14 protein-coding genes are annotated in these 15,342 nt (G+C 44.1%); 7 read left to right on the top strand and 7 right to left on the bottom strand.

The window, feature by feature from the left end; genetic code table 11:
- The 3 genes from C7I86_RS03360 (at position 1) to C7I86_RS03350 (ending at position 5,892) form a co-directional block, all read left to right on the top strand.
- A complete protein-coding gene (locus C7I86_RS03360; protein WP_010871852.1) occupies positions 1-3,357 on the top strand; it encodes a DEAD/DEAH box helicase in 3,357 nt (1,118 codons plus the stop codon).
- A 155-nt stretch (positions 3,358-3,512) separates the two neighbouring features.
- The gene (locus C7I86_RS03355; RefSeq protein WP_010871851.1) at positions 3,513-5,201 is read left to right on the top strand and encodes a BRCT domain-containing protein; all 1,689 of its coding nucleotides are present in this window, start codon (positions 3,513-3,515) and stop codon (positions 5,199-5,201) included.
- A gap of 286 nt (positions 5,202-5,487) precedes the next feature.
- Positions 5,488-5,892, top strand: a complete 405-nt coding sequence (locus tag C7I86_RS03350) for a ferredoxin (RefSeq protein ID WP_010871850.1) — start codon at positions 5,488-5,490, stop codon at positions 5,890-5,892.
- Here the strand turns inward: C7I86_RS03350 and C7I86_RS03345 are convergent.
- On the bottom strand, positions 5,887-6,735 hold the full coding sequence (locus tag C7I86_RS03345) for a DUF1350 family protein (protein WP_010871849.1): 849 nt from the start codon (positions 6,733-6,735) through the stop codon (positions 5,887-5,889). The two genes, C7I86_RS03350 and C7I86_RS03345, sit on opposite strands and share 6 nt — an antisense overlap.
- A gap of 162 nt (positions 6,736-6,897) precedes the next feature.
- Between C7I86_RS03345 and C7I86_RS03340 the strand changes: the two genes are divergently transcribed.
- Genes C7I86_RS03340 through cofG form a run of 3 tightly spaced genes read left to right on the top strand, consistent with a single transcriptional unit; the run spans position 6,898 to position 9,630 of the window.
- Positions 6,898-8,058 (top strand): SpoIID/LytB domain-containing protein, encoded by a 1,161-nt coding sequence (locus tag C7I86_RS03340; protein ID WP_020861496.1) that lies wholly within the window; start codon positions 6,898-6,900, stop codon positions 8,056-8,058.
- 12 nt (positions 8,059-8,070) lie between these two features.
- Positions 8,071-8,685: an alpha/beta hydrolase gene (locus tag C7I86_RS03335; protein ID WP_010871847.1), complete on the top strand. Its 615-nt coding sequence runs from the start codon at positions 8,071-8,073 to the stop codon at positions 8,683-8,685.
- Between the two features lie 3 nt (positions 8,686-8,688).
- Positions 8,689-9,630, top strand: a complete 942-nt coding sequence (gene cofG / locus C7I86_RS03330; RefSeq protein ID WP_010871846.1) for a 7,8-didemethyl-8-hydroxy-5-deazariboflavin synthase subunit CofG — start codon at positions 8,689-8,691, stop codon at positions 9,628-9,630.
- Positions 9,631-9,868: 238 nt separating this feature from the next.
- Here the strand turns inward: cofG and C7I86_RS03325 are convergent, their stop codons facing one another.
- The 4 genes from C7I86_RS03325 to C7I86_RS03310 form a co-directional block, all read right to left on the bottom strand.
- A complete protein-coding gene (locus C7I86_RS03325; protein ID WP_020861495.1) occupies positions 9,869-10,576 on the bottom strand; it encodes a hypothetical protein in 708 nt (235 codons plus the stop codon).
- A 277-nt stretch (positions 10,577-10,853) separates the two neighbouring features.
- Positions 10,854-11,477, bottom strand: coding sequence for a hypothetical protein (locus C7I86_RS03320; protein WP_010871844.1), 624 nt, complete (start codon positions 11,475-11,477; stop codon positions 10,854-10,856).
- Positions 11,478-11,611: 134 nt separating this feature from the next.
- Entirely contained in the window at positions 11,612-12,229 is a 618-nt protein-coding gene (locus C7I86_RS03315) for a hypothetical protein (protein WP_010871843.1), read from the bottom strand.
- 305 nt (positions 12,230-12,534) lie between these two features.
- Positions 12,535-13,611, bottom strand: coding sequence for a hypothetical protein (locus tag C7I86_RS03310; RefSeq protein ID WP_010871842.1), 1,077 nt, complete (start codon positions 13,609-13,611; stop codon positions 12,535-12,537).
- A 37-nt stretch (positions 13,612-13,648) separates the two neighbouring features.
- Here C7I86_RS03310 and C7I86_RS03305 point away from each other — a divergent pair, with 37 nt between their 5' ends.
- The gene (locus tag C7I86_RS03305) at positions 13,649-14,359 is read left to right on the top strand and encodes a TetR/AcrR family transcriptional regulator (RefSeq protein WP_010871841.1); all 711 of its coding nucleotides are present in this window, start codon (positions 13,649-13,651) and stop codon (positions 14,357-14,359) included.
- Positions 14,360-14,601: 242 nt separating this feature from the next.
- Here the strand turns inward: C7I86_RS03305 and C7I86_RS03300 are convergent, their stop codons facing one another.
- Positions 14,602-14,796, bottom strand: coding sequence for a hypothetical protein (locus tag C7I86_RS03300; protein ID WP_020861493.1), 195 nt, complete (start codon positions 14,794-14,796; stop codon positions 14,602-14,604).
- Between the two features lie 24 nt (positions 14,797-14,820).
- Positions 14,821-15,276 (bottom strand): divergent PAP2 family protein, encoded by a 456-nt coding sequence (locus C7I86_RS03295; protein ID WP_010871840.1) that lies wholly within the window; start codon positions 15,274-15,276, stop codon positions 14,821-14,823.
- Positions 15,277-15,342: the final 66 nt, after the last annotated feature.

The following is a 15,342-nucleotide window of genomic DNA, read 5'->3' as shown; positions in this document are numbered from 1 at the left end:
ATGAACGATAAGCAAAAAGCTTCAGGAATATGCGAAAGTTTATACTTACTTGGTGAAGCTAAGCTGAGCTTAAAGGAAAAATTTTATGAAATCTCTAAGCTTTTTTATCAGTTCATCAAAGCTTTTACTGAACCTGAAAATATAGTTTTCAGAAATTTTTATGCAAAATTTAGGTATTGTATTAGCAAAATAAATCTAGACGAAGAAGATGTAAGCAATTTTGAAGCTTTCCGGAAATTTATCCGCAGGGGATTTTCTGAAAAAGTCAACCAAGTTGCCATTGAGCAAGGAATCTTGTTGCTCCAAAAATTATGCCTGCAAGCAACTGAAAATTCCGAACTACTGGGATTCACTTTTGACAATAGTAAATATAACAATCAATATTTTACCAAGCTTTTTCAAGCAAGGCGATCGCCGTCTACCAAGTACCTGAAGCTTTTATACACAGGGCACCACAGAAGTCAATCAAAGCGGGCATTTCATCTCTACGGTTTTGATTTAGAAAACCTACAAACAAACATTGTCATAGAGTGTGATTGGTTTAATGCTCCCCATTTATTTTATTTGATTGACATATTGAAGGAAGATACATTAATCGCTTGCCATAATTTGGTGCCAGTAGCTGAAAATAAATATCAGGCCAAATCAGAATCATTAATCGTTATTGAGCCGGACTTTCTGGTAGATGCCAGCGCCATCAGTGAGTGTTTTGGCAACAAAAATACGAGCAGTGATATTTTTTGGCTAACCAAACTAGTAGGAGAATTAGCTGGTGCTGCAGCTTTTAAAGGAACCATTGTAGGTTACTGCCTAGATGAGCTAGTCAGAAATAAGCAAATTAATATTGCTCAAATTTTTACAGATTACAAAAAGTCAGATGCTCTGAGATCTGCTTATCTTGGCGAACAGGAGATGACAAATATTCAAACGTCGATTGTTCAAGAACATCTACCTAACATCAGTCAATTAGTGCAGAGATTACAGGCAGAAAACTTAAGAATTTGGATTGAACCTACATTTTTTTCACAACATTATGGTCTACAAGGAAGACTAGATTTATTAACTATCGACTCAAACGGATCTAAGGATATTATTGAGCTAAAAAGTGGTGGCGCTCCCTATCCAGGTAGAGAATGGAAAAATCATAAAATGCAGGTGGTGGCATATAACATGATGCTGGAAAGTACCTACGGAAATTATGTGGGTAACAAGGAGATATTTTACTCAAAATCAGATCAGCCCCGCAGAAATATTGTTAGCGAATCTCAAGAAAAAAATGAGTTGATTAAAATCAGAAATGAAATTGTTAGCAAAATTTACCAATTAGCTGCGGGCAACTTTATTAGCTTAGATAAACTTAAATCTGATGGTGCTGGAGAGTTACCAGAATATAATCAACGACGATTAAAGCGTTTTCAACAAAACTACCAGCCAGAAAAGTTGACGACAAACTATTATCAACAGCTACTCTCGTTCATTCTACGGGAATTAATTAACAATAAAATATCAGATCATCAGCAATCTGAGTTGGAAGATAAGCATCAAACATCGACAGGGTTTGCTAGTTTGTGGCTAGATAATTTTAATGTTAAACAAAATAATTATCGCTTAATTTATGATCTTAAACTAATCAAGGTTGACAAAGAGAAAAGTTATCTTTCATTAGCATTGACTCAGACTGATGTGCCCCATTCATTCCGTTCTGGTGACATAGTAATTATTCATCCCAAAATAAATGGTGTATATGAACCGTTAAAACAACATATTTTTAAAGGTTCGATCAAGGGAATTAATCAGAATCAAATAATAGTTTCTTTATTTAACAAGCAAAATGACTATTCATTTATCGAGCAATATAATTTTTGGGCCTTAGAGCCGGATATTTTCGAGCGCAACTACTGGAGTAGTATTGTCTGTTTGTTGGAAGTATTGTCTTGTTCCATGGAGAAAAAACAATTACTTTTAGGGCATTTGGAGCCACAAAAAGCGTTAATAGATTATCAGGTAAATATTTACCTGAGCAATGATCAAAATCAAATTATTTGCCAGGCTCTCGAGGCTAAGCATTATTATTTACTACAAGGACCACCAGGTACGGGGAAGACTAGTATATTTTTGGTTAATTACGTACAAAATTTACTTAAATTAAACAAGAAAAATATTTTTATCCTGGCTTTTACGAATAAGGCAGTGGAACAGATTTGTAAAGCCCTTAAATCCCCACGCTATGGAGAGCTAATAGATTACCTACGTTTAGGTAACAAAACTGTAGTTGATGAAAGTTTGCTGGCCGAAAAATTAACTGGAGATAATGCGGATCTTTGGCGGAAGTATTTACAAGAAAATCAAGTATTTGTCACAACTGTTTCCACGTTTAAAGATAAATATTTATTACTCAGGGAGTTTGTTGGTGAATTTGATCAGCTAATCATTGATGAAGCTTCCCAATTAACGGAGGCTGATCTAGCCGGAATAGTGGTCTTATTCAACAAATTTGTCTTGATTGGTGATCAAAAGCAACTGCCAGCAGTAATTACTCAAAATGAAGAGGAATGTCGAGTTGAAGTTGAGCCATTTCGACGCTATGCCATTAACATTAGCGATTTGAGAATATCTTTGTTTGAAAGATTAATTAATAATGCCAAAAATAAGGGATGGAATCATTGTTACGGACAACTAACTGAGCATTATCGTATGCATAGAGATATTGCTTCATTGATAGCCCATCATTACGATCGCCCTTTGGTGGAGCAAACACAGGAACAGCGAAAAATTGAGTCAAGTTACGAAAATAATGACAATGACTTGTTAAGTAAATTGAGTAAGAGTAGAACTATTTTTATTGAAACCCCATCGGAAACTAGTATTCAGCGCAAGAATACTAACGAAGCCATCATTGCGGCGACCATCGTCAAAACTTACTGGGAAAACAAACTGTTGCCAATGGCAGAAATTGGCATTATTGCTCCTTTTCGGGCTCAGGTAGCGGAAATTAATCAACAATTGGAAAAAATTTTTGCTGGCGCTGATTTTTCAAGGGATTCCATTGTGGTGGATACGGTGGAAAGATTCCAGGGGGATGAAAGAGAATTAATTATTTTTTCCACTACCATTTCTTGGTCTAAGCAGGTTAAAAATATTCAAAGCATCGCTGATGGCGATCGCCAGGGAACAGACCGGAAATTATTGGTCAGTATTTCCAGGGCAAAAAGTAAGCTAGTCATTTTAGGTAATTCATCCCAGTTGCAATTCGCTCCAGCCTATAGGGAATTGATTAAGCACATTGAACAGAGCAATGGATTAATTGATCTAGAAATAGGACAAAAAATAGTAAATTCCCATGGCGGGGAATTTTAGAGAGTGGGCTAAGGCTCCTGGCCTCCTGCCTCGATTAAGTTTTGCGACTATTTCGCCCCGTCGTCCCATAAAAGGTTCCTAAACTTGCTATAAGAGGATCTAGAGTCCAGTCCAGTGGCGATTGGCGTTGATGTTTTTGATCGAGGAGACGGTGGATGACCCCATTGGAATTGAGCTACCCCTTAAGCGGATTGGTTTTGGCCTTAGGCAGCGGCATATATGTCTGGAATAGTCGTCGCGCCCTAGAAAAAAAACTGGCCCAATCCCAACCCTCCGATCAGCCTCCCACTTTAATCGCTGGCTCTGGAACTCCGGCGGTAAAAGAAGTTGCCCCCGAAAACGATGGGGAATCTCCAGAAGCTGTCATCCATGCCAAGGGAAAATTGCGTCGTTTAGAAAAAGATTTGCAATCCGTCCAGGCTTCCTTGGAAAATGCCTTGGCGGAAAGGAATCAGTTGACAGAAAATTACCAAGCCCAAGAAAAAATGGTAGCCGCTCTGCAACATCAGTTGGCCCACTATGACGACATCCAAAGCGAAAAATTTGTTGGTCTGCAAAAGCTCAATCAAGAATTGCTCCAGGAAAATACCAACTTGTCCGATCGCCTTAAGCAAGCGGTCAATGAAGTGGCGGAAACTCGGCCTAAACTGGTTCAGTTGAATTCTTTAGTGACTCGCAATCAACAGTTGAGTGACCAACTCAGCTATGTAGAACAAAATCAAGCTAAGGCGATCGAGCAACGTTTAGCATCCCAGGAAAAGCTCTGGCAACAAAGACATGAGCAAGAACAAGCTCAATGGAATAGTCAGGCGTCCCAATGGGAAGAGCAGGTACGACAACTGACTGCGGAACGGGATCAAGTTCAACAGGAATTACAGACCGCAAGGCAACAAAGTCAGTCAGCCCAGACCCAAGCAGAAAATCTACAGGCCGCCCTCGATCGCCTAGGCCAACAGGAAGAACAATGGCAAGGGGAACGAAGCCAACTCACGGCTAAGCTCAATCAACTAGAGGAAGCGCAAAAAGAACTAGCCCTGGCCAATGCCGAATTAAAAGTCAAACTGGAAACTACCCAGGCCGAAGGCGATCGCCTTAAAACTGAGAAAAAAGAACAGGCCGCTGCCCTGCAATCTGCCCAGGGGCAAGTAACCCAACTTCAACAAGAATTGGCGGCCCTACAGGAAAACTTAGCTAAGGCTAAAGGCGAGCCTCCTTCTGAGGTGCCGGAAAAAACTAAAGCAGTTGCAACTGCACCAGCCCAGGAAGCACCTGTGGTATCCCCTTCTCCTCCGGTAACCGTTGAGGTTAAACAAGAATCGCCCAAATCAGTTCAAGCGGAAAAGGTTGAACCAGAACCGGAACCGACTCCAGTCCCACCAGCAGCCCAAGCAACCAAAGCTCCTGCGTCTCCAGCGAAAAAATCCACTGCTAAAGCTGTTGACGAGGTTTTGGACCAAGAGGAAAAGCAAGTTAAAGCGGTGGAAAAAACTGAGCCGCCGAGGGAAAATAAAACAGTTGCCCCAGTTGCTACCAGCGAAGATGTTGCCCCTACGGTGGAAACAGAAACCATCACCGATCCAGTAGCCACTGTCCCCAGTAATGAGGAAGGTGCCCATCCCCTAGCTGAGAAAAAAGTTGTCATTCTCGGTACCCTCAACGCCATGAACCGAGAGGAAGCTAAAACCAGACTCCAAAATGTGGGGGCTGAATGCACTGGCACTCCCAGCGGTAAAACCGATTACATTGTGGTGGGCAAAGCTCCGGGGGCAAAGCTGAAAAAAGCCCAGAAGCTCGGCATCGCGCAGTTATCAGAAGCCCAATTCCTTGAATTATTGGGAGACTAAGCAAAAAACGGCAGGTAAACGGGGTTTTTTAGCTTAGACTAACAAAACTCTTTATTGCTCCACAGTTGCTCCCACTAATGCTTGGAAGAATGGAACTACGTGCCAAGTAGTCCTTAAATCACAAACCAAATAATGGCCAAACCCAACAGGGTCAATAGCATCATTAAATGGTTCATCCAGTCATCAAAGTTCCAATCTTTAAACATAATGATTTTGGTGGGGCAAGGCCACGGGGCTTTATTCTCTCCAACTATAAGGCGATTATTCAGTTTTCGCGCACATTTCCATGGAAAACCCTGTCCCCATAACTCCCTCAGAAACCATTGTCGATAGTTGCCAACGTTTAGGCCTTGGGCGCATTCAACGGCATCTGTTTCTCTGTTGTGACCAAACAAAACCGAAATGCTGTAGCAAAGAAGATAGCCTCGCCACCTGGGATTATCTGAAAAAGCGTTTGCCGGAGTTGGGGCTGGATTGCACTCAGTCCAGTCGTGATGGGAACATTTTCCGCACTAAGGCTAATTGTTTGCGGGTTTGCCAGCAGGGGCCAATTTTACTGGTATATCCAGAGGGCATTTGGTACCGGAACGTGACCCCCACAGTAATGGAAAAAATTCTCCAAGAGCATATTTTGCAAAACCGTCCGGTGGAGGAGTATCGCTTTTTTACCCACCCTCTTTCGCATTTATAGATTATCAAAACCGCTATAGAAACGAGTCGGTTCTAGCCAACGGAGAATTTCCTTTTGCAGTCGCCTCAAATCCTGGGAAAGGGAATTTTTCAACCATTGCCCCACTGCGTCTAAGGGGGAAAATTCCTGGCCGGTTTCCCATTGAATGTCTTGCCCCAAAGGAGTCAAATGATTGCCAGGTAGGGGACAGTAGGCCACTAGGTCAGCGGTTTGTTGATTTAAAATTGGCCTTAAGCCCAGGGTTTGGTCAATATCATCGTTGGAAAATTTAATTAATAAATTACGCCGCACTCGATAATTTTCGGCGATTAAAAGGTTGGTTTCCTCCGGGGATGGAGTAAATTCAAAATTTAAATCCACCTGGAGATTGAGCTGTCTTAATTGTTTTTGCACCCCTGTGAGGAATTTATCCAGTTGCAGTTGGGCTAATTGTTCCCCAAAGGGAATAGCCTGTTTAACGGGATAGTTATTAAACGCAACGAGGATATTGCCGGCCCGCTCCACCTCGTACAAACTGCCAATGAGTAGATGTAGTTTACAACCCAAGCTATGGCCTAAGCCGTATACCGGCAGTAAACCAGTGGTAATTTCCCCTTGTTTTTGCAATCTTTCCAGAATAATTTCAAAGCGATTCAGCACACTACGGGCGATCGCCTGGTGGTCGAAGGTGTTGACGAAGGGGGTGGCCACCACCACATAACCAGCTTTACCTAATTCCGTTAGTAACCAACGATAGGCCACATTGGGGGCCGTACCGACAAAAGCTCCCCCGAGAAAATGCACCACGGCGATCGGTTGGGGCGGCACTAGAACCCAACTGCCAGAAATTTCACGCCATTCCATCGAAGTTTATTTCCTCTACAAAAAACTTGCCCAGTGGATAACCACCGTTATTTTAACGATCTTTCCCCCTTTGGTCGGCGCTGTAACTGGCTTGGCAAAATCCCCGGCAACAGCTACCTTGGTTAGGATTGACCGGTAGATTGTGCTGTGAGGAAATTTGTCATGGAATTTACGACCAAAACAGGGGGTTCCCTGCCGACAAACTTACGGGTTCTCCTCCCCTGGTTACAACTAATTGGTAAATCTAGTTTTTTCGGTTTAATTATTTCCCTGGCTTGGACTTTATCCGCCCAGGCGATGGAATTACGGGTTGCCATCAGTAAGGGTGTTAGTAATGTCGGAGTGGGCAGTTCCACCCCAGCCTTGGTGAAAAATGCCGGGGGAGCCACCATTGGCCGCTTAGATTCCCTTGTCCCCGCCAACGCCACTGCCTCCGGTCGCAACATTAACCTGGCTGGTATGCAGGCTTCCCAAATCACCATTGAACCTAGTGGAGACGGCCGCATTTGGATCGGCGATCGTTGGTATCGGGGCAAGGTGCGTCTAATCCGCCAAGGCAATGGGGTCAGCGCGGTTAATCTAGTGGATATTGAAGAGTATTTATACAGTGTGGTAGGTTCCGAAGCCATTCCCTCCTGGCCCCTGGAAGCCCTAAAAGCCCAAGCTGTAGCCGCCCGCACCTACGCCATCTATCAAACTAGCAAGGACAGTAACCGTTACTACGACCTGGACACCACCACGGCCACCCAGGTTTATAAGGGGATGAATAACGAATATGTCAGCACGGTGGAAGCAGTAGAAGCCACGGCGGGCCAGGTAATGACCTACAACGGCAAGGTGATTTTGGCTGCGTTCCATGCCGCCTCTGGGGGCCATACGGAAAATGTTGAAGACGTATGGATGTCGCCCCTGCCCTATCTACGGGGAGTGGTGGATTATGACCAAAGTTCGCCGGTGTTTAGCTGGAACCAAACCTTCAGTAACCGTGATTTGAGCCGACACATTGGGGGCATTGGCACTGTTACCGGTTTAACCCCTCTCAAAGTTACTCCCAGGGGTCGCATTGCTTCCATTCAAGTCAATGGCACCGGGGGGCGCAAAACTTTAACTGGCAATGCCATTCGTCAGGCATTAAAACTCCGGAGCACTCTGTTCACTGTGTCGAGAAATGGCGATAATTTCACCATTACAGGCCGTGGTTCTGGCCATGGCATTGGCCTAAGTCAGTGGGGAGCCTACGGTCTAGCCCAAAAAGGTACCCCCTACCAACAAATTTTGTCCCATTATTACCAGTCCGCCAGCCTCACCCAGTTAAATCGTTAGCATTGCCCTGCCATGGCTCTACATTTTTCGGCGATCGCCTACCCAGACCCAGCAGTTACACCAACGGATTCTAGTTATTTACTCGTGATGCTCCATGGTTGGGGGGCTGATGCTCGGGATTTGTCAGACCTGGCTCCCATGTTGGACTTACCTAATTATCAGTGGCGCTTTGTTAATGCCCCCTTTACCCATCCCCAAATTCCCCAGGGCCGGGCTTGGTATGACCTCGAAAGTCAAAATTTTGAAGGTTTGGCCCAAGCAAGACAGGGTTTACGAGCCTATTTATTGGGTTTAGCAGAGGAAACGGGCATTCCCCTGGCCAGAACTATACTGGGAGGCTTTTCCCAGGGGGGAGCCATGGCTCTGGATGTGGGCTTAACATTGCCCCTGGCTAAAATTTTTTCCCTGAGCGGCTATCTCCATTTCCAGCCGGAATCCCAACCCCAGGCGATCGCCCCTATCTTGTTAATCCATGGCACCGAAGATCCGGTAGTACCACTGCGGATGGCTCAACAGGCCAAGGCTGAACTGGAAAGCATTGGGGCCTCAGTGGAATATCAAGAATTTCCCATGGGTCATGCCATTCCTCCCATGGCGTTGGCTCGGTTAAAGTCTTTTTTGAGTTGAAGTGTGTTGTCTATCACTTACAGTCCCGCCTATACTCTGGTTCCCACCTACGAGTGTTTTAACCGTTGTAGTTACTGCAATTTCCGGCAGGAGCCAAGAAAAGACCAATGGTTAACCGAAAGCGTTGCTAAACAGCGACTGGAAAGTTTGGCAGGGCGGGGGATAAGGGAAATTTTAATTCTGGCGGGGGAAGTGCATCCCCAATCTTCCCGCCGAAAAGCTTGGTTTGAACTTATTTATAACCTAGGCAAAATCGCCCTAGATTTGGGATTTTATCCCCACACCAATGCGGGGCCTTTAAGTCGATCAGAAATAGCTCGTTTAAAGGAAGTGAATTTTTCCCTGGGGTTGATGCTGGAACAGGTTTCTCCCCGACTATTAACCACAGTGCATCGTCAAGCCCCCAGTAAAGAACCCCAGCTCAGGTTAGAACAATTACGATTAGCAGGGGAATTGGGTATTCCTTTCACCACTGGCTTATTACTGGGCATTGGGGAAACTGACCAGGAAGTGGAAGAGAGTTTAATGGCGATCGCCAATGTTCAACAAGAATACGGCCACATTCAAGAGGTGATTTTGCAACCCCATAGCCCTGGGCAAAAACAAACAGATAATATTTCCGCCTACAGCCCACAAAAATTGGTGCAAGTTATTACCTTAGCAAGGGCAATATTACCCGCAGAAATTACCCTACAAATACCGCCTAATTTAGTGCCAAATTTCAGTGATCTACTAGCTTGTTTAGCTGCTGGAGTTAGGGATTTAGGTGGCATTGTACCCATTGATGAAGTTAACCCTGATTATCATCACCAATCGGTGAATCAACTAAGTCAATTGCTAGAAGAAAATGGCTATTTATTGCAACCAAGGTTTCCAGTTTATCCCACTTATTTTTCCTGGCTCAATTGTGATTTACAGCAACGGCTATCAGTTTTTATCAACTAATATCATTAGCCAATTTGGGCAACAATTTTTTCTGCTATCTGGCGACCATAACGTTGCTGGCGATCGCCATGGACGATTGCAAAAGCACGGAGGCGCTTACAGTAAGAATCTGGTGACAAAGAAGTTCTGGTGGGTAGGTCTTAAATTTTGTATGGGGCCTAACGACTAAGCTCACCAGACGCAGATAACCTTTGTAACCCAACCAAACAGCTTATGGCGTTCCGGTGCAGCTCGGTTGTTAGTATTCGTCAAGCTTCAGAGAATCCTCAAATGCCTTTACATTAAAGACTGAATCAAGAATGATTGGCAGCCCTTTGTGTTTAGCTATTGAGTTCGTTTCAAGATCGACGACCCAGGACAGTGAATTAACCTTCTCCCAAAAATGCATCTTTCTCAAGCTTTCCTTTTCCACAGAGCTGAAATTATTTGCTCCGCTTTGATTCGTAAATATCCATAAAACGAATCCAGTTACTGACATCTTTACGCTTCCAAAACCTGCTTTCATTGAAGAAGTAAGGGAGAGACAGTTAAGCATCTGACGATCAAACGACTCAAAAAGAGATCTTCGAGCTTCGGGCGAAAGAGATGCTGCAAACTTCACACCTACGAATACTGGCTGGGAGTAAGCATATCGAAATGCAACCGCATCCATATTCATCCCAAGTTTTAAGAGCATTGCACTCAATTCATCTTCTTTAACATTGAAATCCTGCATAGAAGGCTTGAATCGGAACTGATTTGAAGGGATGTCTACGTCGAAAGATGATTCGATAACAGGTATCGCACCTTTTATTGCAACGTTGCACCAAAAATTTGTCTTTTCAATCAATCCAGATGTAGCTACTTTATCAGCTGCACGCCTGCGCTCATTGAAGTCGGCAGCTGAAAAGAGAAATCCACTTTTGATAAGTGCTCTGATCACTCTTTCAAAATCAATAGTATTCATGCTTTGAATGTGTATTAAAGGATGAATTTGTATTGGGCGACGCACCTCTCGTGGATTTTCTGAATGCTAACGCTGGCCCTAGGGGCAGGTGGTAACCCTAAAATTGTAATGCAAAAGACCGGTGGCGGACTGTCCACTCAAGGGGCTTGTTCGGCAGCAATGATGAGATAGATCTGGTGAACGGCATCTTCAGGACTTGACAAAACCTTCGCCTAGTTCTCATTGGGTGGTTAGACTTTCTAACAATCTGGGATGTCTTTAAGTTGACTAAGGCATTCTATCTTCCATCGATTGGGATCCGTGAAACACCACCGCATTCGGGGCATTTTCCTAGCCTTCCTGCTTGTTTACGCCTAACTCTGACTGAAGCCTCACAATCTGGGCATAGAAATCGAATCATGTCGGGTAGGAGTTGCACAGGAATATCTCGCCCAGTGCTTGAGGGATCTGAATGCGAATTAATGGATATTGATTCTAGTGTTACCTTGGCCGATCGGATCGCATCAACGACTTCATCCGATCCGGCAAAGAATGTGAACATATACTTCGTCGAATTAACGTGAAATGCAATTGCTGGACTGACCCAAGATACAGTGGTAGCTTCAAGTTCGTCAATCAACCCCAATGGAAAGCTGAGATAATCTGTTGTTGATGCGACCGTCTTCATTTTAGCTAAAAAGACAAGTCTGTGACTAGTTACTATGACGAGGCCATCGGGTCTATCCCAGCGGTCTTGCTGATTCCAAAACTTGGCGATTTTCTGAAGTAGTATCTTTTCACCGCTTAAGCCGCCAAGGTCTTGGATGAGCTTGGTCGAATCATCTTTTGATGCCTCGACATCGCGAATAACTTTGTAAACGACCTTCCCGAGCTTGAATGCAAAGTCGGTTAGATTATCCATCAGAGTTGAATGCCGATAATACAGACTGCTATACTATTTTAATGAAAAGAGTGCTGGCAAGCAAGCCCGCCGAACGTTGAAGCTGTGCAGCGCAAACGAAGCGCATTGTAGTTTGCGCTCGAACGAGCGTTTTGTTAGCTGCTTGTGGTTTGCACAAGGTCGAATTCATAAAAATGTACCTTATCATCACGATCTTCTTTCATATGAATTAGATAAAAGCCAGAGTGATTAAATAACTTAATTTGGTGGTTGTTTAGGAGGTTTATTATCTTCTGTCTCCATTCTGGAATGTTCTTTTTGTAGTATTCATAGCCTATTTTGCGACCCATCGGATTGCTCGCATGCATGATTGCGCCACATTTCTTGTAAACTTTTATAAATTCATTTTTGGTTAGATAGTCTTCGTCACGATCTGCTAGGCGATTTTTTACTTTAGGGTCATCAGAAAGTTTCTCTACGACTGGTTTAGGGTAAAAATCAGGATTAATTCTGCCTAAGTCTTTTAGTAAATATTCTGCATTCCATGCGCTGGCAAAATTGGAATATACCTTTTTGTATTCTTTTTCGTTTGCTACAAGTGACGCCATAGCTATTAGCTCTAGGATTTTCCTGATTTGCAGCGCAATTGATTCCAGTGTTGTAGGTTCACATAAAGCGTGACCATTACCAGATAGAAAAAAATCGATAACGCCTGTTCGTCGCTTGATTTCTTCCATTACATTGCAATACACATCAATATCTGGTTTTTTCATTTTTTATTTGCAGCTAACCAGTAATTAGACTGCAATGGGAATCCTTAATGCACATTTATCACTTAACTTGTAAGGATAAACAGCATTAAAACCCATACTCAGCCTTCTAATGCTGAGAGAATGCCTGAAAAGAACCACTAAGTCAAATTATTTGGATTAAGTTTTATTAAGTCAACGGAGGTGTCAGATAGCATTTAGATCGTAAAAGCATACGGCATGAACAACCATGAACGGCTTCCCAGAGGTTAACCCCAGGTTTATGGTTTACCAAAATCCCCTGACTTTTTCCGAGTTGGGGGACAAAATCAACTAATTTGGGCGACGATTTTTTCTGCTATCTGGCGATCGCCATGTTTGTCTAACTTCTGATCCAACCTAGGTTTTTGGGGGCTTTCCAACAAAAAATCCCAGTTGCCGGCGAAAAATTGCTGGTGGGGCACAATTTGGTGCTCTCCGTAGTTCTGCAAACCTGCCAGTAAAACTTGCGCTTCCGCAAAACCATCCCTGGTGAGGGAAATAATCGGGACTTCTAACTTTAACGCTTCAGCAAAGGTACCAAAACCAGGCTTGGAAAATACCCGTCCGCAAAGGGGCATTAAATCCACCGGGCGATAGGTTTTATCATTGATAATGGTCAGGTTATCTAACTTAGGAGCTTGGATGTCAAAGGTAATAAATTGATGGTCGGGAAATTGAGTTAATACTTGGTAGGGAATAGCCTCTAAACCTAAACCCCCAAAGGTGAGCAAAATAGTTTTTTCCTTAGCAGTTTTAATGGCAAAGGTATTTCTTAAACTCTGCTCCCCATATTGAGGACCGCCCCCCAGTAAGCCAGCTTGGATTTGATAGGGGAAAATTTCCATCGGTTCCGATAAGGGCAACCGGAATAATAAATCACATTGGCGATAATCCCGTTCAATTTTCTCAATCACTACCCCAAATTGATCACTAAAATCTCGATAGATAAAATTCCAACCGAAATTACTACTCATCCAACAGGGAATATTTGCTCGATGGGCGATCGCCACTGCCAGGGCCGGAATGTCCGCCAGCACTAGATCCACCCGATTGTTCCGTAAATAGTTAGACTCCGTGGCCACCAGGGCATTTTCCCGCTTGTAAATATCCTGTAAAGCTTGCAGGGTCGCCTTTTCATCCATCTGTAAACTATCTGCCTGTACCACGCCAACATCAAAAGCCACTGGGCGGTGAATAAAGGGTTTTTCCAAATAACACTCCAGCAACCAACGGGGGCTACGGGTAGCCATGATTATCAACGCATCAGGGCAAAGTTCCTGGACCCGGCGGGCAATGCAAGCAGTCCGCACCGCATGGCCAAAACCATGGCCGGTAATTGCACAGTAGAGGGTGGGACGTTTCATGGAAAAAGCTCGGAATTATGAAGATTTCTGTTGACCAGTGAGGCGATCGGGATTTTTCCCGCACAATAACAGTAATAGCTCGGTGAATTTAGAGGTAAAGTCCGTGCAGAGCAACAAGTATTCAATCGCCCCATCGACCTTTACCAATCCGGCCGAAGCTTCCACCCATGATCGCATTTTGAAGGGAGCTTTGAAATTATTTGGCACTAAGGGTTACGAAGGTACTACCACAAAGGATTTGGCCCAGGCAGCCAACGTGGCCGAAGGAACGCTATTCCGTTATTTCACCAATAAGAAGGCCATTTTGGTGGAAGTGGCCACCGCCGGCTGGGTGGAAATTCTCACCGATTTATTGACTGAATTAAGCGAGATGGGCAGTTACAAGGCGATCGCCCAGGTGATGAAACGGCGGATGTTCCATTTGCGGGAAAACAAATATCTATTGCAAGTGTGCTTTGTGGAAGCCCAATATCACCCGGAGCTACGGGAAAAAATCCAGTCGGAAATTATCGACAAAATGACCGATGTGGCGGAAGCCTTTTTCCAAACCGCCATGGACCGAGGCATTTACCGGCGAATGAATCCCAAAATTGTCGCCCAGGTTTTTTTGGGTATGTTTGCGGTGGCTGGTTTTTCCGAACAAACGGTGATTGACCCCCACGCTTCCCCCCAGGCTTTGCAAGAAATGGCGGAAGGTTTAGCAGATATTTTTCTTAACGGAGTGTTAGCTAAAGGAGAAAAAATGTGATTCATCAACCAGTGGAAAACCTTAGAAATTGTCTTAAAAGCCCCCCTGACCCCCCAAATTTGGGGGGAAACAGAGGCAACGTCCCCCAGTATTGCCAGAGCTTTAGTAGGTCGATTTAGGAAGCAAAATAAAGCTTTTTAAACAGATGCCCAGAATGGTTTTAAAAATACTGTCAACCTTTTCAAATAAAGACGGTGAAGCAAAATTTTATCAACAGCATCCTAGATCGAACAATTTAAGTTTTAACGTTTGCCCTGGAAAATTTGTTGCACCTGTTCCCACACTTCAGCGGGAGTAATTTTAAAACCGACGTAAAGCACCACCAAAATAATAGCGATAATAGCCCCATTTTTTAGGGTTGCCGCTGTTACGTTAAAAAACCATCTTAGTACTAAACCAATAATTAAAATAGTGGCTAGGAAAAGGACAATTTCCATTCATTTACTCTCCTAATTTCCCGTTCACTGGGCTGGCACGGCAAAGAAAGCGATGGCAATGCCCAATGCTAAACCAGCAAAAACCTGCACTGGAGTGTGGCCCAGCAGTTCTTTGAGCCGTTCTTCCGTCAAGCTTTGATCTTCCTGGAAAAGTTCATCAATTAACTGATTGAGGATACGGGCCTGTTTACCGGCAGCCTGTCTCACTCCTGCCGCATCGTACATAACAATGACGGCAAATAAACAAGCAATGGCAAATTCATTACTGCCCCAGCCTTTTTGCAAACCGACCCCGGTGGCCAAGGCCCCCACTAAGGCAGAATGGGCACTAGGCATTCCTCCGGTGGAAACGAGGGAACGGAGATTGATTTTACCGTTGCGGAAAATTTCCACGATCGCCTTGATGCCCTGGGCCAGGAAGCAGGCCGCCAGGGAAATCAAAAGCACTTGGTTGTGGAACACTGCGCCAAAATCTTGCATAGGTAATGCGGGCTGGAAGAAGGCCGGGCTTCGCTAGACTACCATGATCAACCATACCTTAAACGT

The sequence above is a fragment of the Synechocystis sp. IPPAS B-1465 genome (assembly GCF_003015225.1).
Classification (GTDB): domain Bacteria; phylum Cyanobacteriota; class Cyanobacteriia; order Cyanobacteriales; family Microcystaceae; genus Synechocystis.
This window is presented reverse-complemented; position numbering and strand designations above follow the sequence as displayed.